Raw genomic sequence first — 19,977 nt, 5'->3', positions numbered from 1 at the left:
TCCCGCACGCCACTCCGCCCCGTGATCCTGGCCCAGGATCACGGGGCGGAGTCGGTGCGGCGGGCGGAGGTCATGGGGCTTCGAACGCCCCCGCCCATTCGGTGTCGGCGATCTCCGAGGCGCGTTCCCAGCGCGGGGTGTAGTCCGTCGCCGCGGCGATGGCGGCCAGTGCCTCGCGGTTCAGCCAGACCTTCTCGAACGCGTCGGCGTACCGGTCGAGCAACGGTCCCGAGTCCGGATGCAGATGTGCCTTCTGGATCGTGAAGGAGTCGTCGAGGACCCGCAGGGTCGCCGGGAAGTCGCCGGGACGGTAAGGGCGGTCCACGACGCCGGGCAGCGCCCACGGGTAGGCGCCGAACCCGCGCCGGCCGGTGAAGACCCGTTGCGCGGGAAGCGGCTGTAGCTGGTAGGACATGGCGGGCACCCCTTCGGCACGCAGGGCCCGCTGCAGGACGGAGCGCAGCGGGCCGGCCAACTCGTCGGCCAGTCCGAAGGCGGCGGGCTCCACCCGGATGCGAAGGATGTGCCAGGCATGGGTGCGGTCCTGTGGGACCTCGGGCACCAGGAAGCCGGGATACGCGGCCAGTCGCCCCAGCAGCCGGCCGACGTTCTCCTCGCGGACGGCCATCTCGGCGGGGAGTCGCGTCAGCCGGCTACGGGTGAAGGCCGCCTGTATCGAGTTCGGCTTGCAGTTCCAGCCCAGCAGATGCGCCACGTAGCTGCGCTCGCCGCGTGCCGGAACGAGTTCACCGAACTGCCGCAGCATGGTCGCCCTCGTCGCCACGTTCGCGTCATCCGTGGTGATCAGGCCGCCCTCACCGCAGGTGGCGAGATTCTTGCTGACATTGAGGCTGAAGGTGTTCACCGCACCGATCGAGCCCACCGACCGGCCCCGGTACCGGGCGCCGTGCGCCTGCGCGGCGTCCTCCACCACGGTGATCCCGTGCCGGGCGGCGATCTCGGTGATCCGGTCCAGATCGGCGGGCAGACCGTGCAGGTGGACCACGACGATCGCCTTGGTCCGGCTGGTGATCGCGGCCTCCAGCGCCCCGGGGTCCAGGTTGAACGTGACCGGGTCGATGTCCACGAACACCGGTACGGCCATGAGATGGAGCGGAGCGGTGGCGCTGCCGATGAAGCTGAGGGCGGGCACGATGACCTCGTCGCCGGGCTCCACGCCCGCGGCGACCAGCGCGACCGACAGCGCCGCGGTTCCGTTGCTCACCGCAACACAGTGCTCCGTGCCGACATACTGCGCCCACTCCCGCTCCAGGCCGGCGATCTCCTGCTCCCCCGACGATGCGGAGGTGAACCGGCCGGACCTCAGTACCCGGTGGACCGCCTGCTCGTCCTGATCGGTCACCATCGGCCAGGGCTTGATCCCGAGTTCCCTGGGAACGGCCCGGTCACCACCGAACATCGCCAGGTCGACCGCCTGCCGGGCCGGTTGCTGGATTGTCACGGCTGAACCTCTTCTCCATGTGATTCCGTCCGAACGTCGCGCATGTCATCGTCCGCGCGCGCCGTCGCGACCGGCGGCAATCACACCGGCAATTCCGGTGTGCTCCCTCGCGGCTCTCCCTCGAATTGCCGCTCCGACTGCCGCCGACGGCGAGCGCCGCTGGCTAACTTCGTTCCCATTCCAGACCGGACCGGAATGAGGGAATACGTGGACAGCCCTGTTGATGAAGCGAGTTCGCGTGTGGCCGGAAGAGCCCCGGTCACCCCGCACCAGCGTGTCCTGTGCCAACTCGTCGCCGAAGTCCTCGGGGTGAGCGGCGTCGGGATCGACGAGGGGTTCGTGGCGCTCGGCGGAGACAGCATCATCGCCATGCAACTCGTCAGCCGGGCACGGAAAGCCGGTCTGCGGATCACCGTCGGCGATGTGCTGACGCGGCGGGACATGGAAGCACTGGCACAGACGGCGACTCCGCTGGACCAGGAGCAGGCGCCCGTCGCGGACAGCGGCGTGGGACCGGTCGTCACCACGCCGATCATGCACTGGTTCCGGGAACGCGGTGGCGTGGTCGACACCTACAACCAGTTCGCGGTCCTGCGTACGCCTTCAGGGCTGACGGAACCCCGTCTGATGTCGATGGTGCAGGCCCTGCTCGACCACCACGACGTCCTGCGCCTGCGGCTGTCCGTGCCGGGCGACGAGGCGGACTGGGAGCTGGAGACCCTGCGGGTGGGCGCCGTGGACGCGGCCTCGGCCGTCCGGCGGATCGACGTGGCCGGGCACCCCGAACAGGACTGGGCCGGGCTGGTGCGACAGGAGTCGGACGCGGCGCGCGACAGGCTGCGCCCCCGGGAGGGCAACGTCCTCCAGGCCGTGTGGTTCGACGCCGGACCGGATCGCCGGGGCGTGCTCGCCCTGGTCGTCCATCACCTGGCCGTCGACTCGCTCTCCTGGCGCATCCTGGCCGCCGATCTCGCGAGCGCCTGGCAGGCGGTCGAGCAGGGTACGGCGATCACTCTCGATCCGGTGCCGACCTCGTTCCGCCGCTGGTCCCACATCCTCGCCGAGCAGGCGCACACGCAGGCCGCCATGGCCGAACTCCCCGGCTGGCTCCATCGGTTGCGCCCCGGCGCCGACCGGTTCGGCGACCGGGTGAGGGTGCCGGGGCAGGACGTGGAGAGCCGGGACCGGAGTTTCACCGAGTCCCTGCCGGCCGAGTTCACGCAGGCGCTGCTGACCACGGTGCCGTCGCTGTTCAACGCCGGCATCAACGACGTACTCCTCGCCGGTCTCGCACTGGCGCTGGGCGACTGGCACCGCGGACGCGGCACGGTCGGCGACGGCACCGCACTGCTGCACCTGGAGGGACACGGCAGGGAGGACGCACTCGCGGAGGTGGACCTCTGCCGGACCGTCGGCTGGTTCACCAGCCTGTTCCCGATCAGGCTCGACCTGGGTGAACCGGACCGGACGGATGCGCACGCGACCGGGACTGCGGTGGGGAACGCGGTGAAGCGCGTCAAGGAGCAGGTGCGCGACGTTCCCGACAAGGGAGTCCGGTACAGCCTCCTTCGCTATCTGAATCCGGAGACGGGCGAGCTGCTGGAGAAGGCGGCCCAGCCGGAATTCGTCTTCAACTACCTGGGTCGTTTCGAGGTCTCGGACGACGCCGACTGGTCGGTCGTAGCGGAGTACGGGACCGGACTGGACGACACGGGATCAGGGATGCCGATGGCCCACAGCATCGAGGTCAACGTGGCCACCGTGGACGGGGCGGAAGGCCCGGTGCTGCGGGCCACCTGGACCTGGGCCGACAGCGTCGTTTCCGAGGCGGACACCCGCGAGCTTGCGGACGGGTGGTTCCGGATGCTCCGGGCCCTGGTCGCGCACGCCCGCGAACCCGGAGCGGGCGGACTCACCCCGTCCGACCTGACCCTGAGCTCACTCAGCCAGCACGAAATCGAAGAGATCGAATCCGAACTGCGGGCCTCCTGAGGAAGTTGACACTGAAGATGAACCAATCGGCGGTCGAGGACATCCTTCCCCTGTCACCCTTGCAGGAGGGCCTTCTCTTTCACGCGCTGTTCGACCGGGAAAAGCACAGCCCCTACCTCGCGCAATTCGCCGTGGACCTTGACGGGCCGGTGGATTCCGCGCTGCTGAGGGCGGCCGCGGAGACCGTGATGCGGCGCCATGCCACCTTGCGGTCCGGATTCCGGTACCGAAAGACAGGGGAACCGATACGGGTGGTCCGCCGTGATGTCCCGCTGGACTGGCGGGAGATCGAGACCGGTCAGGACGACACACCGGAACGGATCGCCGAACTGACCCAGCAGGACTGGGACCGGGGCATCGACGTCGGCGGATCGTCGTTGATCAGGTTCACCCTCGTCCGGCGGACCGACCGCCACCACCGGCTGCTCGTGACGGCCCACCATCTCCTCCTGGACGGCTGGTCCTTCGCTTTGCTGTTCCAGGAGCTGTTCGCGGTGTACTCCCGGGCGGGCGGCACCGCCGGCCTGCCGCCGGTGCGTCCGTACCGGGACTACCTGGCATGGTTGGCGCGACAGGACCGGGTCGGCGCGGAGCGGCACTGGGCGGCGGCCCTGGAGGGGGTCGCCGAGCCCACGTTCGTCGCGTCCGCCGATTCCCGGAGCGGTCCGCCGCCCGAGGAGGTCGCGGTGCTGCTCCCGAAGGAGACGACGGCGCTGGTGACCGCGTACGCCCGCAGGAACCACGTCCTGCTCAACACGGTGTGCCAAGGGGTCTGGGCCCTCCTGGTCGGTTCGCTCACCGGACGCGACGACGTGGTGTTCGGCTCGACGGTCAGCGGCCGTCCGGCAGAGTTGACCGGCGCGGACTCGATGATCGGCATGCTCATCAACACCGTTCCGGTACGGGTACGGCTGGACCCGGCGGCCTCGGTGAGCGCGCTGTTCGAGCAGATCCAGGCGGGACGCGCCGCATCGCTCGACCACGATCACCTCGGCCTGACCGAGATCCAGCGCCTGACCGGGCTCCCCACCGCGCTCTTCGACACCAACGTGGTCTTCGACAACTTCCCGATGCACGACTACAAGGTCGACTCACCCGATGGTGAACTGGAAGTGGGCGTCACCTTCCGGGACAGCGCGCACTATCCGCTGACCCTCGCCGTCGAACCGGGCGAGCGGCTCGCGCTGCGCCTGCACTACCGCCCGGACCTGTTCACCGCGGACCGGGCGGCCGAGCTGGCCGACCGGCTGGTGCTGCTCCTCGAACAGGTGGCGGAGAACCCCGACCGACCGCTCTCCGCGCTGACCATGCTGTCGCCCGAGCAGCGCGACCAGGTCGTACACACGTGGAACGACACCGCGGTCGAGCTGCCCGGGGTGACGCTCGCCGAATTATGGTCGGAGCAGGTCCGGCGCACTCCGGAGGCGACGGCGCTGCTGGCGCCCGACGAGCGACTGAGCTACGCCGAGCTGGACCGACGCGTGGAGCTGCTGGCGGCGCAGCTCGCCCACCGAGGCGCGGGCCCCGACCGGGTCGTGGCCGTGGCACTGCCTCGCTCGGTCGAACTGGTGGTCGCGATCCTCGCTGTCGTCAGAGCGGGCGCGGCCTACCTTCCGGTGGATCCGGACCACCCCACCGGGCGGATCGCCGCGATGGTCGCGGACGCCGGGCCGATACTCGCGCTGACCGACTCCGAGAACGCCGGAGCCCTTCCCGGCCCCACGCCGAAGCTGTTGCTCGACGAGCGGATCGCCCCGGTCTCCGTCCGGCCGGTGCCACCGCTCCCGGCGCACTCCGCCTATGTCATCTTCACCTCCGGATCGACCGGACGGCCCAAGGGGGTCGTGGTCCCGCACGCCGCCATCGTCAACCGTCTGCTGTGGATGCAGGCGGAGTACCGGCTCACCGGCGCCGACCGGGTCCTGCAGAAGACCCCGGCCGGTTTCGACGTATCGGTGTGGGAGTTCTTCTGGCCGCTGATCTCCGGGGCGACCCTGGTGCTGGCGAAGCCCGGCGGACACCGCGATCCCGCCTACCTCGCCGAGCTGATCCAGCGTGAATCGGTGACCGTCACGCATTTCGTGCCCTCGATGCTGCAGGCGTTCCTCCGGGAGCCCGGCGCGGCCGGCTGCACGGGCCTGCGCCGGATCATCTGCAGCGGTGAGGCCCTGACCGCACAGACACGGCGCGCACTCTTCGACACGCTCGGCTCCTGCGAACTGCACAACCTCTACGGACCGACCGAGGCCGCTGTCGACGTGACCTCCTGGCAGTGCCGGCGCGGCGACGAGGGAAGTACGGTGCCGATCGGCCGGCCGCTGGCCAATGTGTCGGCATACGTGCTGGACGGCGGGCTGCGGCCGGTGCCGCCGGGAGTGGTGGGCGAGCTGTACCTGGGCGGGGTCCAGCTCGCCCGGGGATACACCGGGCGTCCCGCCTTGACCGCCGAGAGGTTCGTGGCCTGCCCGTTCTCGGCGGGGGAGCGCATGTACCGGACGGGTGACCTGGCCCGGTGGACCGCGGACGGGGAACTGGAGTACGTCGGCCGCGTTGACGCGCAGGTGAAGATCCGTGGCTTCCGCGTGGAACTCGGCGAGATCGAGGCGGTGCTGGCCGGCCACCCCGCGTTGGTGCAAGCGGCGGTCGCCCTCAGGGAGGACCGGCCGGGCGACCAGCGCCTGGTGGCGTATGCCGTGCCCCGGGCACCGGGCCTCACGGACCGGGAACTGCGCCGGTTCCTGTCGGACAGCCTGCCCGACTACATGGTCCCCGCCACGGTGGTCCTGGTCGAGGCCATGCCGACGACGATGAACGGGAAGCTCGACCGGGCCGCGCTGCCGGAGCCGGACCGGGCCGCGCACACCGTGCGGGAGCCGCGGAGTCCGCGGGAGGAGATCCTGTGCGAACTCTTCGCGGAAGTACTCGGGGTGCCCCGTGTGGGGATCGACGACCATTTCTTCGACCTGGGAGGGCACTCCCTCCTGGCGCTGCGGCTGCTCTCCCGCATCCGGTCGGTCCTCGGGGAGGGGTTCGAGATCCGGGACCTGTTCGCCGAACCCACGGTGGCGGGACTGGCCCGGCTGACCGGAGCCGCGCGCCCCGCGCTGACCGCGCGGAGGGGAGCGGAGCCCGTACCGCTGTCGTACGCCCAGCGGCGTCTGTGGTTCCTGAACTGGATGGAGCGCGACGAAGGAACGTACAACGTGCCCGTGGCGCTCCGTCTCACCGGCGTCTTGGACAGGGGCGCCCTGGAGGAGGCGCTCGCCGACGTGGCGCGGCGGCACGAGAGCCTGCGCACGATCTTCCCCGAGGAAGGCGGCGAGCCGCACCCGGTCACCCTGGACTCGGTTCCCGGGATCGAGGTCGTCGAGGTGGCGCCGCCGGACCTCGCCGACGCCATGGCGGAGCGGGTGCGCCACCGGTTCGACCTCACCGCGCATGTGCCCGTCCGGGTCACACTGTTCGTGCCGGCCCCGGAGGAGCACGTGCTGCTGCTGGTCGTTCAGCACATCGCGGCCGACGGCTGGTCCCTGCGTCCGCTGCTGAGGGACCTCGCCCTGGCGTACACCGCCCGACGCGCCGGGAGCGCACCGGACTGGCCGCCCCAGCCCGTGCGCTACGCCGACTACACACTGTGGCAGCGAGAGCTGCTCGGCGACCCCGAGGACACCAATAGCCTGATGTCCCGTCAGCTCGACTACTGGCGGCACCATTTGGACGAGCTGCCGGCGGAGCTGACCCTGCCGGTCGACCGGCCGCGCCCCGCGGTGGCGGCGCAGTCCGGCGGGACCGTGGCCGTCCGCTGGGAGCCGGAGCTGCACAGCAGGCTGCTCGATCTCGCCAGGTCCGCGGGCTGCACGCTGTTCATGGTGTTGCAGGCGGGGTTCGCGGCGCTGCTGACCCGGATGGGCGCGGGCACCGACATCCCCTTCGGCACCCCGGTGGCCGGCCGGTCGGACAGCGCGCTCGACGACCTGGTCGGGTTCTTCGTCAACACGCTGGTGCTGCGCACCGACACCGCCGGCGATCCCGGGTTCACCGAACTGCTGCGACGGGTCCGGGACACCGACCTGGAGGCGTTCGCCCACCAGGACGTCCCCTTCGAGCGGGTCGTCGAAGTCCTGCGGCCCGAGCGGTCGCTGTCCCAGAACCCCCTGTTCCAGGTCATGATCCAGGTTCAGCCCGCCGACACCGCCACCCCGGACTTTGCCGGACTGGAGGCCGAGCAGGCCCCGGTGAGCTGGGACGTCGCCAAGTTCGACCTCAGTCTTGAACTGGTGGACGGACGCGACGACCGGGGCGCGCCGGCCGGGCTGACCGGCTATCTGGAGTACGCCGAGGAACTGTTCGACCGGACCACCGCCGAACAGCTCGTGACGCGGCTGCGACGGCTGCTGGAACAGGTGCTCGCCGACCCGGAACGGCCTGTCGGAGCCGTCGACGTGCTCTCGGACGGGGAGCGCCGGCGCTTTCTCGCCGCGCGTCCCGTGCCCGCGCTCGCACCGCGCCCCGTGTTCCTGCCCGACGCGTTCCGGGAGCAGGTCGCCCGCACGCCGGACGCGAGGGCGCTGGTCTTCGAGGACACCGCGCTGACCTACGCCGAACTCGACGCCCGTGCCACCCGGCTCGCCCGCCACCTCGTGCGTCGGGGGGCCGGCCCGGACCGAGTGGTGGCGGTGGCCCTGCCCAGGTCCACGGATCTGGTGGTCGCGCTCCTGGCGGTGCTGAAAGCGGGCGCCGCGTTCCTCTTCGTCGACATGGCGTACCCGGCTCGGCGGATCGCCCACCTGCTGGAGGACTCCGCCGCCGCCCTGGTCGTCACCGACCAGGAGTCCGCCGGGTCGCTGCCCGTGCGCGAACCGGTGCTCGTCGACAGCCCCGCCCTCGACGGCGAATTGCCCGAGGACCTAGAGGTCGCGCTCGCCGCCGATCATCCGGCATACGTCGTGTACACCTCGGGGTCGACCGGCGTGCCCAAGGGGGTGATGGTGACGCACGGCGGGCTGGCCAATCTGCTGGCCTTCTATCGCGAGGAGGTCATCGCCACCGCCGAGCGGACCCGCGGCCCGCGGCGCTGCCGGATGGCTCTGACCGCGTCCCTCTCCTTCGACACCTCGGTCGTCGGTCTGCTGTGGCAGGCCGTCGGCCAAGAACTCCACCTGATCGGCGACGACACCCGCCGCGACCCCGCCGCCATGGCCCAGTACGTGCAGCGGTGCGGCATCGACGCTCTCGACGTGATGCCCAGCTACGCCGAAGAGCTGATCCAGCAGGGCATGCTCGACCCCGCCGGAACACCGCCGGCGGTGCTGATGACCGGTGCGGAAACGGTGGGCGAGGAGCTGTGGACACGGATCCGGGAGGCCGAGGGGATCACCGTCTACAACATCTACGGACAGACCGAGACCACGGTGGACTCCCTCTTCTGGACGTCGGACGAGAGCGACCGCCCCCTTGTCGGCCGTCCGATCCCCGGAGTGGACGTCTTTGTCCTCGACCAGGACCTGCGTCTCGTCCCCCCGAAGGTGATCGGTGAACTGTACGTCGCGGGAGCTCAGTTGGCGCGGTGCTATGTGAACCGTCCCGGCCTGACCGCGGAGCGGTTCGTGGCGAACCCGTTCAGGGCGGGACAGCGCATGTACCGCACGGGCGACCTGGTCCGGTGGACCGACGACGGCGCGCTGGAATTCCTCGGCCGGGCCGACGACCAGGTGAAGATCCGGGGTTTCCGTGTCGAACTCGGCGAGGTCGAGGCGGCACTGGCCCGCCACGAGGGCGTCGCGCACGCGGTGGCGGTCCTGCGCGAGGACCGGCCGGGCGACAGCCGGCTCGTCGGATACGTGCTCGCCCGGAACACGGAACTCGACGTGCGACGGCTGCGCGAGTACGCACGGCAGAACCTGCCGGACCACATGGTGCCCGCCGCGATCGTGGTGATCGACGAACTGCCGCTGACACCGAACGGAAAACTCGACAGCGCCGCGCTGCCCAAACCGGTCTACCCGACCGACGCCCGGCGCGCACCGCGCAACCTCCGCGAGGAGCTTCTGTGCGGGCTGTTCGCGGCAGTGCTCGGCCGTGACACGGTGGGCATCGACGACAGCTTCTTCGACCTCGGCGGCCACTCCCTGCTGGCCGTGCGGCTGAGCAGCAGAGCACGCTCCGCGCTGGGCGTGGAACTGCCCGCCCGTCTGCTGTTCAGCACGCCGACCGTGGCCGGGCTGGCGGACAGCCTCGGCGACGTGCATCCCGGCAGGCCGCCGCTCCGCGCGGGAAGGCGCCCGGACGTCCTGCCGCTGTCCTACGCCCAGCAGCGGCTCTGGTTCCTCGACCAGTGGGAGGAAACGGGCACCAGCTACAACCTCCCCGTCGCTCTGCGCCTGACCGGCCCGCTGGACCGGGACGCTCTCGAACAGGCGTGGTCCGATGTCACGGACCGGCACGAGAGTCTGCGGACGGTCTTCGTCGACCGTGACGGCCTCCCGGCGCAGTCGGTGTCGGCGCCGGGAGAGATCCGGCCGGAACTGGTCCACCGCGAGGTGCCCGAGGCCCAGGTCGAGGCGGCGATCCGGGTGGCCGCGGACCATCCCTTCGATCTGGCCGCACAGCCTCCCGCGATCGCCCACCTGTTCACGACGGGCCAGGAGGATCACGTCCTGCTGTTGGTGTTCCACCACATCATCTGCGACGGCTGGTCGCTCGGACCGCTCATGCGCGACCTTTCCGCCGCCTACGCCGCCCGCGTGCTGGGCGACGCCCCGCAGTGGGACGAACTGCCGGTGCACTACGCCGACTACGCGTTGTGGCAGCGGGATCTGCTGGGCGCCGAGCAGGACGAGGGCAGCCTGCTGGCCTGCCAGTTGGTCTATTGGCGAGCCCAGTTGGCCGACCTGCCGTTGGAACTGACCCTACCGGCGGAGCGGCCCCGGCCCGGGACCAGCGACTACGCCGGGGGCACCGCGGACATCGCGTGGGGTCCTGAACTCCATCGAAGCCTGCTCGCGGTCGCCAAGGAGTACGGCTGCACGCTGTTCATGGTGCTCCAGGCCGGATTCGCCGCCCTGCTCAGCAGGCTGGGCGCGGGCACGGACATTCCGATCGGCACCCCGGTCGCCGGCCGGACGGACGACGCGGTCGACGACGTCGTCGGGTTCTTCGTCAACACGGTGGTCCTGCGGACCGACGTCTCGGCGAACCCGAGTTTCGCGGAGCTGCTCCGTCGCGTCCGGGCCACCGACCTCGGGGCCTACGAGCACCAGGACGTCCCGTTCGAGCGGCTGGTCGAAGAGATGAATCCACCACGCTCGCCCGGCCGCCACCCGCTCTTCCAAGTCATGGTCCAGCTCCAGCACGCGGCGGCCGGTCCGCGATTCCCCGGACTGCGGGCCGCCGAATGCCACATTCCGTCGGCCACCGCGAAGTTCGACTTGGTCCTCGATGTGGAGGAGCGGCTCGACCAGGACGGAGCACCGGCCGGACTGACCGGGGCCCTGACGTACGCGACCGCGCTCTTCGACGCCTCGACGGGTGAGCGGCTCGCCGAGGGCCTGCGCCGGGTGCTGACGCAGGTGGCCCGAGACCCGGAACGGACGGTCGCCGACCTCGACGTACCACCCGTCCAGGACCGGCGGTCCGGCGGCGCCGCCGCAGGCCCGGCTTCGGCGCCGAGCGCGGCGCCGACCGCCACTGCCCCGCGTACGGCGAACGAGGAGGTGCTCACCGAGCTGTTCGCCCAGGTGCTCGGCCGGGACTCGGTCGGTCTCGACGACAACTTCTTTGCCCTGGGCGGCCACTCGCTGCTGGCGATCCGGCTGATCTCCCGGGTGCGTTCGGCCCTGGGGCTGGAGCTGCCGGTCCGCGAACTCTTCCGGGCCCCGACCGTCGCCGGAACCGCCGCGTACCTGGCGAAGGCCCGGCCCGCCAGGCCGGCGCTGCAACCCTCCGATTCCCACTGACCGTGGGGCGTTCACCGACACACCTGGGAGACGGACCTGATGCTCACCACGTTCGGACTGGATCTGATGGAGGAAGCGGTGTACCGGGAGCTGAGCGCGTCGCCGCCGCCGGCCGCCGAGGAGATCGCCGACCGGCTGGCGACCGCTCCGGACCTGGTCCGTGGCTGCCTCGACCGGCTGCTCGAACTCGGCCTGGTCCGGCCTTCCTTGGAGGTGTCCGGCGGATTCGCGGTGGTGGACCCGATCCTGAGCCTGCGGGAGTCGCTGGCCGGCCAGCACGAGGAGCTGATGCGCCGGCAGCGGCGCGTCGCCGAGACACACGCCGAGGTCGTCCGGCTGCTCGTGTCCGACGGCTCCGGCCGGCCGGGCAGGGGCGAGCAGGTCGAGCGGCTCATGGGGATGGACGAGGTGCAGCGCCGGGTCGACCGGCTGGCGGGAGAGGCCGTCCGCGAGGTGCTGGCGTTCGTGCCCGGCGGCGCGCGGTCGACGCCGCAACTCTCGGCGGCGCGCCGCAATGACGCGGTGCTGCTGAGCCGCTCGGTGTCGATCCGGGCCGTCGGCACGGACACCGACTCCTACGACGCCGCGACCCTGGCGCACGTGCAGTGGCTGACCGGCAACGGGGGCCAGTTCCGCGGCTGCGCGGCGCCGCTGCCGGGGATGATCCTCTTCGACGGCTCGGTGGCGCTGGTACCCCTCGATCCGCGGAACACGGCGGCGGGCGCGCTCCAGGTCGCCGCCCCCGGCCTCGTCGCCCCGCTTGTCGCTCTGTTCGAACAGACCTGGTCGTCGGCCGCACCGCTGGACGCCGGGCGGCTGACGACGGACGACATCCTGAACGGCAAGGAACTGGCGCTGCTCAGGCTGGTCGCCGAGGGGTGCACCGACGCGGCGGCTGCGGGTCGGCTGCATGTCTCGCACCGGACCGCGCGGCGCATGATGGCGGTCCTGATGGAGCGCCTCGGCGCCCGCAGCCGTTTCGAGGCCGGGGTCAAGGCCGCCCGGCGCGGCTGGCTCTGACCACCGGCGGGCCCGCTCCGCACTCGTCTCCGACACCACGTCACTCCCGCTCGGCCGATCTCCGCGGCCCGGCTCGATCACCCTGACCTGACCACCTCGAAAGGACAATTCCGTGAACAATCCGTTCGACGACGAAGACGGCTCCTATCTCGTCCTGGCCAATGCGGAGCGGCAGCACTCCCTGTGGCCCGCGGCCATCGACGTGCCCGCCGGCTGGTCCACCGTCTTCGGAGCGGACACGCGGTCCGCGTGCCTGGCCCATGTCGAGAAGAACTGGACGGACATGCGGCCGGCCAGTCTGGCGGCCACGATGGACGGGCACCGGCAGCCGGCCGCGAAGGAGACCGCCGACAGCGGGCCGGCGTTCAGCGGGACGTCACGGTGAGCGGTCCACGGGACACCACGCTGGTACCCCTGCACCGGACGCCGCACGCCCGGCGGACCCTGGTCGGCCTGAGCTTCTTCGGCGGTGGTACGGCCGCGTACCAGCCGTGGACCGGGCACATGCCCGCGGAGACGGACCTGGTCGTGGTCTGCTACCCTGGCAGGGAGGGCCGGTTCGCCGAGGACTTCGCCCGTGACTGGGACGAACTGGCCACCGACGTCGCACGATCACTGCGCGAAGCCGATCTCGGCCCGTACATCCTCTTCGGGCACAGCATGAGCGGCTGGATGGCCTTCGACGTGGCCGCCCGGCTCGACGGCGACGAGGTGCTGAGGCCCCAGGCACTGGTCCTGTCCTCCTGCAACGCCCCGGACCGCGGTCTGACCGACAGCGAACTCCTTCCCACACCCCAGGACCCGGACGAGCGACTCCTGGAGTGGCTCGAGACCCACGGCCTGCTGCCCCGGCACGTGCGTGAACACGCGGGCCTGACCGAGGTGGCGCTGGAGCTGATACGGGCCGACGTCGACGTCCGCAACACCTTCGTCTACGGCGGCGCCGAGGTGAGCGTGCCGCTCCAGGTGTTCTTCGGTGCCGACGATCCGTTGATCAGCACCGACGCGGCCGCTCGATGGAGCGCCCTGACCTCCGGCGCGTACCGGTACGACGTGCTCGGCGGCGGCCACTCCTACACCCCGGAGATCTGGCAGTCCCTCCCGAGCCGGATCGCTTCGACCGCTTTCGCCCCAACCGGCTCTGCCTCCTGAGGAGTTTCCGTGGCCCCCGTGTCCTACGCCCAGCGAAGGCTGTGGTTCCTGAACCGCGTGAACGGCGGTTCGGGGGTCTACAACTGCCCGCTCGTCGTCCGGATGAGAGGCGACCTGGACCGCGCCGCCCTGGCCGTGGCGCTCGTCGACCTGGCGGACCGGCACGAAGTGCTGCGCACGGTGTACCCCGCTGTGGAGGGTGAACCCGTGCAGCGCGTGGCCGCCCGGCCGCCCGAGCTGGAGGTGGTCGTGTGCGAGGGGGACGGGCTCCCCGCCATGTTGTCCGCCGCCGTCGACCGCGGCTTCGACCTCACGGCCGATCTCCCGGTCCGGGCCACGTTGTTCGCGCCGGCCTCGCGGGAACACGTGCTGGCGCTGGTGCTCCACCACATCGCCTGCGACGAGGGGTCCTGGCAGCCCCTGCTCACCGACCTGGCCACGGCGTACCGTGCCAGGGCCGCGGGCGGGTCACCCCAGTGGCCGCCGGTTCCGGTGAGCTACCGGGACTACGCCGTATGGCAGCGTGACCTGCTGGGGGAGGAGGGCGACCCGGCGAGCCTGCTCTCGGCACAGCTCGCCTTCTGGAGGGAGCGGCTGGCCGGGCTGCCCGCCGAACTGGACCTGCCGTTCGACCGGCCGCGCCCCGCGATCGCCGACCACCGCGGCGACTGTGTACCGCTGAAGCTCGACGGCGATCTGCATCGCCGGGTGCTCGCGGTCGCCGCCGACCACGGGTGCACCACCTTCATGGTGCTCCAGGCCGGGCTCGCGGTGCTGCTGTCCCGGCTGGGGGCCGGTACGGACATTCCCATCGGCACCGCAGTGGCGGGGCGTCTGGACGACGCGCTGGAAGGCGTAGTCGGATTCTTCGTGAACACCCTGGTCCTGCGCAGCGACGTGTCCGGTGATCCGACGTTCAGCGAGCTGCTGCACCGGGTACGGGACGCCGATGTCGCCGCCCTGGACCACCAGGACGTACCTTTCGAGCGGCTGGTCGAGGACCTGAACCCGCAACGGTCACTGGCACGGCATCCCCTCTTCCAGGTCATGCTCACCCTGTCCGCGGGAGAGGCGGAGACGTTCTCGCTGCCGGGCCTGACCTGTACCGATGAGCCATTGGACTGGGAGGTGGCGAAGTTCGACCTGTCCTTCGACTTCCGGGAGCATCGCACGCCGGACGGGGAAGCAGCCGGCATCGACGGTTCCCTCGAATTCGCGACCGGCCTGTTCGACCGGGCCACGGTCGACCACATCGCCGACGCCCTGCCCAGACTGATGCGGCAACTCGTGTCGGCCCCACGACGCCCCGTCGGCGACGCCGACCCTCTCTCCGCCGAGCACCGGCACCAGACCCTCGTCGCGTGGAACGACACCGCCCGGCCCGTGCCGCGGGCCACCGTGCCGGAGCTGTTCGAGGCGCAGGCCGCGCGAACACCGCGAGCGACCGCGGTGGTGTGCGGGAGCACGAGGCTCACGTTCGCCGAACTCAACGCCCGTGCCAACGTGCTCGCACGCCGTCTGCGCGCTAGGGGGGCCGGGGTGGAGCGACTGGTCGCCCTGGCCCTGCCCCGGTCGGCCGAGTCCGTCGTCGCGATGCTGGCGGTACTGAAGACGGGGGCGGCCTACCTGCACGTCGACCTCGAATACCCACCGGACCGCATCGAGCACATGCTGCGCGACGCCGCACCGGTCGCCGTCGTCACGGACACCGCGACCGCGGCGGCGCACGGGTTCGGCGAGCTGCCCGCGGTGTTCGCCGACCGGATCGGGACTCCGTCCGGCCCCGTGCCCGACCTGAAGTGCCGCGTACTGCCGGACAGCGCCGCGTACGTCATCTACACCTCCGGATCCACCGGCCGGCCCAAGGGTGTGGTGACGCCGCACTCGGCCCTCAGCAATCTGTACGCCTTCCACCGTGCGGGCCTGATCGCGCGCACCGAGGCCGCGGCGGGACGGCGGCTGAGGTCCGCCGTCACCGCCTCGCTGTCGTTCGACACCTCGTGGGAGGCGCTGTTCTGGATGCTGGCGGGGCATGAACTCCATGTCGTCCGCGACGACGTCCGGCGCGACGCCGTCGCGTTGACCGCCTACGTCAGGGCCGTCGGGGTCGACGTCCTCGACGTCACCCCCACCTACGCGGAGCACCTGCTCGACGAGGGCCTGCTGTCCGGGACACGGGCGCCGCTGGTGCTGTTGCTCGGTGGGGAAGCCGCCGGGCAGTCGCTGTGGACGCGTATCCGGGAGGCGTCGGGCACGCTCTGCCACAACCTCTACGGTCCCACGGAATGCACCCTGGACGCGCTGTGGTGGGACGCCGCGGACAGCCCGCACCCGCTGATCGGCAGGCCGATCGGGAACACCAGGGTCTTCGTGCTCGACGAACGGTTGCGACCCGTCGCGCCCGGTGTGCCGGGCGAGTTGTACGTGACCGGCCCCGGTGTGGCCCGCGGTTATCTGAACCGCCCGGCCGCGACCGCCGAACGGTTCGTGGCGTGCCCCTTCGTGGCGGAGGGGGAGACGGGCGGCCGTATGTACCGCACCGGTGACCTGGTCCGGTGGGACCGCCAGGGCCGGCTGGACTATCTGGGCCGCGTCGACGACCAGGTCAAGGTGAGGGGCTTCCGGATCGAACTCGGCGAGGTGGAGGCCGCGTTGGCCGACTGCCCCGGGGTGGCGCAGGCCGCCGTGGCCGTACGCGAGGACGCGGCGGGCGGCAAGCGGCTCGTGGGCTACGTACAGTCGGCCACGGACCACGGGTTCGACCCGCGCGAGCTGCGCAACCGGCTGGCCTCGATCCTGCCCGACCACATGATCCCGTCGTTCTTCCAGCCGATGGACCGGCTGCCGATGACGCCCAACGGGAAGCTCGACCGGGACGCGCTGTCGCCGCCGGACTTCGCGCACCGTCCGGCCTCGCGTGGTCCGCGCGGACCCTACGAGGAGGTGCTCTGCGACCTGTTCGCGCAGGTGCTCGGGCTCAGCCGGGTCGGAGCCGAGGAGAGCTTCTTCGAACTGGGCGGACACTCACTGCTGGCCGTCAGGCTGCTCTCCCGGGTACGAGCGGTGCTCGGTGGCCGGCTCACCCTCGTGGACCTGTTCCAGGCGCCCACCGCCGCCGACCTGGCGGACCGGCTGGGCGCGGGCGCGCGGCACGACCCGCTGGCGCCCCTGCTCCCCCTGCGGACAGGAGGCGACCGGCCCGCACTGTTCTGTCTGCACCCGGCCGCCGGGATCAGCTGGGGTTACGCGGGCCTGCTCGGCCACATCGACGCCGGCTATCCGGTGTACGGCCTGCAGGCCAGGGGCCTCACCGACGCGAAGGCATGCGGCGGAACCTGGCGCGGGATGGTCGAGGACCACATGGAGCAGATCCGGTCCGTCCAGCCCCAAGGGCCCTACCGGCTGATCGGATGGTCCTTCGGCGCCGTGCTCGCCCACCTCGTGGCCACCGGCCTCCAGGCTGACGGAGACGAGGTCGACCTGCTCGTACTGCTGGACGGCTACCCGCCCGACTCGGTGCCCGGCTACCGACCGCTCGAAGACGGCAGTCCGGAGACGTTCACCGAACTCCTCGACTCCTTGGGATACGACCTTCCCGCATGCGGCGGGGAACCGCTCGGCTTCGACGACTACGAGCGGACGGTCCGCCGGCCCGGCAGCACGCTCGAATGGCTGACGCGTGAGGAAGCCGCCGCACTGTCCCGGGTGTTCGTGGACAACGACCGGATCTACGGGGAACTCCGGCCCCGGACGTACCGGGGGGACATGGTGTTCATGTCCGCAACGGAGGGGAGGCCGGCGGACGCCCGCGCACCGGAATCCTGGCGCGATCACGTGACCGGAACGCTCGAGGTGCACGACATCGACTGCGCCCACGGTGAGATAGCCCGGGTGGAGCCGATGGCACGGATCGGCGCCGTCGTCGCCCGGAAGCTCGCCCTGCTGGACACCCCTCGGCCCACGGCGGCGGGGCGGTGAGCGGCGAGGCCGGCCAAGGCACGGTGCGAGGGCGAGAGTTCCGGTTGTTCTGGTTCGGGGAGAGCGTGAGTCTGCTCGGCAACGGGATCGCCGTGGTGGCGCTGCCGTTCGTCGCCGTCCTGACCCTGCACGCGGGCACCTTCGTCGTCGGACTGCTGACATCCGTCGCCTATCTGCCGTGGTTGCTGCTCGGTCTGCCCGCGGGCGCCTGGGTGGACCGCCTTCCCCGCCGTCCGGTGATGCTGGTCTCCGACGCTGTTTCCTTCGCCGCCTTCGTCAGCGTTCCGATAGCGGCCTGGGCAGACGTACTCACCATTCCGCATCTGCTCGCGGCCGCCTTCATCTGCGGCTGCGCCAGCGTCTTCTTCACCACCGCACAACGTGCCTATCTGCCGACACTGCTCTCCGACACGGAACTGCTGGCCGGCAACGCGCGGTTGCAGGGCAGTGAGTCGACGGCCGAGGTCATCGGCCCCGGCCTGGCCGGGATGCTGGTCCAGGCTTTCGGCGCCGTCGCCGGACTGCTGGCCAACGCGCTGAGTTTCCTGGTGTCCTGGGTCAGTCTGCGGGCGATCCGGATCACCGAGCCGCCCCCGTCGCCGCCCCCGGAGGTCCGGCGGCGCCGATTGCGCACCGAAGTCCGCGACGGTCTGAGATTCCTTTTCCGGGATCGCATTCTGCGCACACTCGCGGTATTCAGCGCGGTGTCCAACATCGCGTTGACCGGCATGAGCTCGATCGAAGTGGCTTTCCTGGTACGGACGGTCGGGGCCCGCGAGGCCGTGGTCGGCGCGGTGCTGACGTTGTGCGGCCTCGGCGGCGTCCTCGGTGTGCTGGTGTCGCACCACGTGTCCCGGCGGTACGGCAGCGCGCGGGCCGTGCTGATCTGCCTGGGCAGTGCCGCGCCCTTCACCTTCCTCTTTCCGCTCACCGGTCCGGGGACCGGCCTCGCGTTCTTCGTCGTCGGCGGTGTCGGTGCCGGCGCGGGTGTGGTCGCGGCGAACATCATCACCGACACCTTCCGCCAGCGGTATTGCCCACCCGACCTGATCGGGCGCATCAGTGCCAGCGCGGCCGTGATCAGCTTCGGCGCCATCGCCGTCGGAGGACTGCTCGGCGGCATCCTCGGCGAGTTGTCGGGTGTCCGGGAAACGATGTGGATGATGACCGGCCTGTACACACTGGCAACAACCATTCTGTTGTGCAGCCCGATACGGAAACTGCGTGAATTCCCCGAATCCGTTGGTTCCCTTCTTGCGGCCGAGACGGAAAAGGCTGTGTCCTAAAGCGTCCTGGCCGCTCCTGACCCCCGGCAGACACTTTTTCTGACGCGATCGAGAAGTAAGATTTCCATGCCAAGAAAAAGCGAAGAAAAGCTCATCGAAGCTCATCCAAGCGAGGACTTCATGCAAGAGATAAGCTCCTTGAAAAACCTTCCGGCCACGGTGATGCTACGGGACGACCTCGATATCGATCGGTTGGAGGCGGATCTCGCGGCGCTCAGCGGTTCCGAATTCTGGGCATTGCAGCGTTCCTTCGAGGACGGCGCCGTCGGAGAGGAATCCGACGTGGACTGGAAGGTCCTCTCCCTGCGTGCTCCGGGCGGAGACGTCCAGCGGACCGACCCCGGTGGCCCGGGACGTGACGGGTTCGCCGACACGCCCCTGATGGCGAAGGCGCCCTACCTCAGTCAGATCCTGTCCGAACTGGGCACCGAACTGCGCAGCGTCCGCCTGATGGCCCTGGCCCCCGGTGTGTCTGTCGAGGAGCACTCGGACACTCCGCTCGGGCTCCCCTACGGCTACGTACGGCTGCACATCCCGCTGGTCACCAACCCCGGGGCGGTCATGGTGCTGGACGGGGTCGAGCAGCGCTGGCAGCCGGGCACGCTCTGGTACGCCGATTTCGAACGACCGCATGCCCTGCGGAACGCCGGGGACCGCACCCGGATCCACCTGGTCGCGGACTGCGCCACCAACGACGAGCTGCTGGCTCTGTTCCCGGACAGTTTCCGAGCGGACCTGCCCACCAGCGACATCGCCTACTACCGCCCCGTGCTGCCGCTCACGTCGCGTGAACTCGCGGAGTTCGGCTGCGGCTTCGCGGTGCCGTTCTCCTTCATGGAGTGGGGAGAACCCGTCGTCGACGACCACGAGAGCGACCTCGCCGCCGAAGTGACCGCCGAGGACGGCGGCCTGGTCCTGCGCGTCGAAGGGCGCGCGCCCGTGGAACTGCTGCACCTGGGCGCCGGCGAGTTCCGGCTGCTCGGCTGGAGCGAGGAACGCCTGCTCCGCCTCGACCTCTTCGACGACGACCCGCGCGTGGAGCTCTCCACCCGGCGCGGGCGCCGGCGCCGGGTGGTTCGCCGCCCGGCGCACCGGCCCGCCACGGTCTGACGGCCCGGACCGCCGGCCACCA

The 19,977-nt window shown here is 70.8% G+C and carries 9 protein-coding genes; 8 read left to right on the top strand and 1 reads right to left on the bottom strand.

The window, feature by feature from the left end; genetic code table 11:
- Positions 1 to 70 precede the first annotated feature (70 nt).
- Entirely contained in the window at positions 71 to 1,462 is a 1,392-nt protein-coding gene (locus J5Y05_RS16430; protein ID WP_210873069.1) for a DegT/DnrJ/EryC1/StrS family aminotransferase, read from the bottom strand.
- 240 nt (positions 1,463 to 1,702) lie between these two features.
- Between J5Y05_RS16430 and J5Y05_RS16425 the strand changes: the two genes are divergently transcribed.
- The 8 genes from J5Y05_RS16425 (at position 1,703) to J5Y05_RS16390 (ending at position 19,955) form a co-directional block, all read left to right on the top strand.
- Positions 1,703 to 3,454 (top strand): condensation domain-containing protein, encoded by a 1,752-nt coding sequence (locus tag J5Y05_RS16425; RefSeq protein ID WP_307853947.1) that lies wholly within the window; start codon positions 1,703 to 1,705, stop codon positions 3,452 to 3,454.
- Between the two features lie 17 nt (positions 3,455 to 3,471).
- Positions 3,472 to 11,409, top strand: coding sequence for a non-ribosomal peptide synthetase (locus J5Y05_RS16420; protein WP_210873065.1), 7,938 nt, complete (start codon positions 3,472 to 3,474; stop codon positions 11,407 to 11,409).
- Positions 11,410 to 11,448: 39 nt separating this feature from the next.
- Positions 11,449 to 12,429 (top strand): helix-turn-helix transcriptional regulator, encoded by a 981-nt coding sequence (locus J5Y05_RS16415; protein WP_210873062.1) that lies wholly within the window; start codon positions 11,449 to 11,451, stop codon positions 12,427 to 12,429.
- A gap of 112 nt (positions 12,430 to 12,541) precedes the next feature.
- On the top strand, positions 12,542 to 12,814 hold the full coding sequence (locus J5Y05_RS16410; protein WP_210873060.1) for an MbtH family protein: 273 nt from the start codon (positions 12,542 to 12,544) through the stop codon (positions 12,812 to 12,814).
- On the top strand, positions 12,811 to 13,581 hold the full coding sequence (locus tag J5Y05_RS16405; protein ID WP_210873058.1) for a thioesterase II family protein: 771 nt from the start codon (positions 12,811 to 12,813) through the stop codon (positions 13,579 to 13,581). Before J5Y05_RS16410 ends, J5Y05_RS16405 begins: the two co-directional genes overlap by 4 nt.
- A 9-nt stretch (positions 13,582 to 13,590) precedes the next feature.
- A complete protein-coding gene (locus tag J5Y05_RS16400) occupies positions 13,591 to 17,559 on the top strand; it encodes a non-ribosomal peptide synthetase (protein WP_210873057.1) in 3,969 nt (1,322 codons plus the stop codon).
- On the top strand, positions 17,556 to 18,845 hold the full coding sequence (locus J5Y05_RS16395) for an MFS transporter (RefSeq protein ID WP_210873055.1): 1,290 nt from the start codon (positions 17,556 to 17,558) through the stop codon (positions 18,843 to 18,845). The genes J5Y05_RS16400 and J5Y05_RS16395 overlap by 4 nt, the downstream gene beginning before the upstream one ends.
- A gap of 66 nt (positions 18,846 to 18,911) precedes the next feature.
- Positions 18,912 to 19,955: an aspartyl/asparaginyl beta-hydroxylase domain-containing protein gene (locus J5Y05_RS16390; RefSeq protein ID WP_307853945.1), complete on the top strand. Its 1,044-nt coding sequence runs from the start codon at positions 18,912 to 18,914 to the stop codon at positions 19,953 to 19,955.
- Positions 19,956 to 19,977 lie beyond the last annotated feature (22 nt).

Origin of the sequence: Streptomyces tagetis, from assembly GCF_018069565.1 — a bacterium.
Classification (GTDB): domain Bacteria; phylum Actinomycetota; class Actinomycetes; order Streptomycetales; family Streptomycetaceae; genus Streptomyces; species Streptomyces tagetis.
The sequence above is the reverse complement of the archived record's forward strand: the minus strand, read 5'-3'. Positions and strand labels throughout refer to the sequence as shown.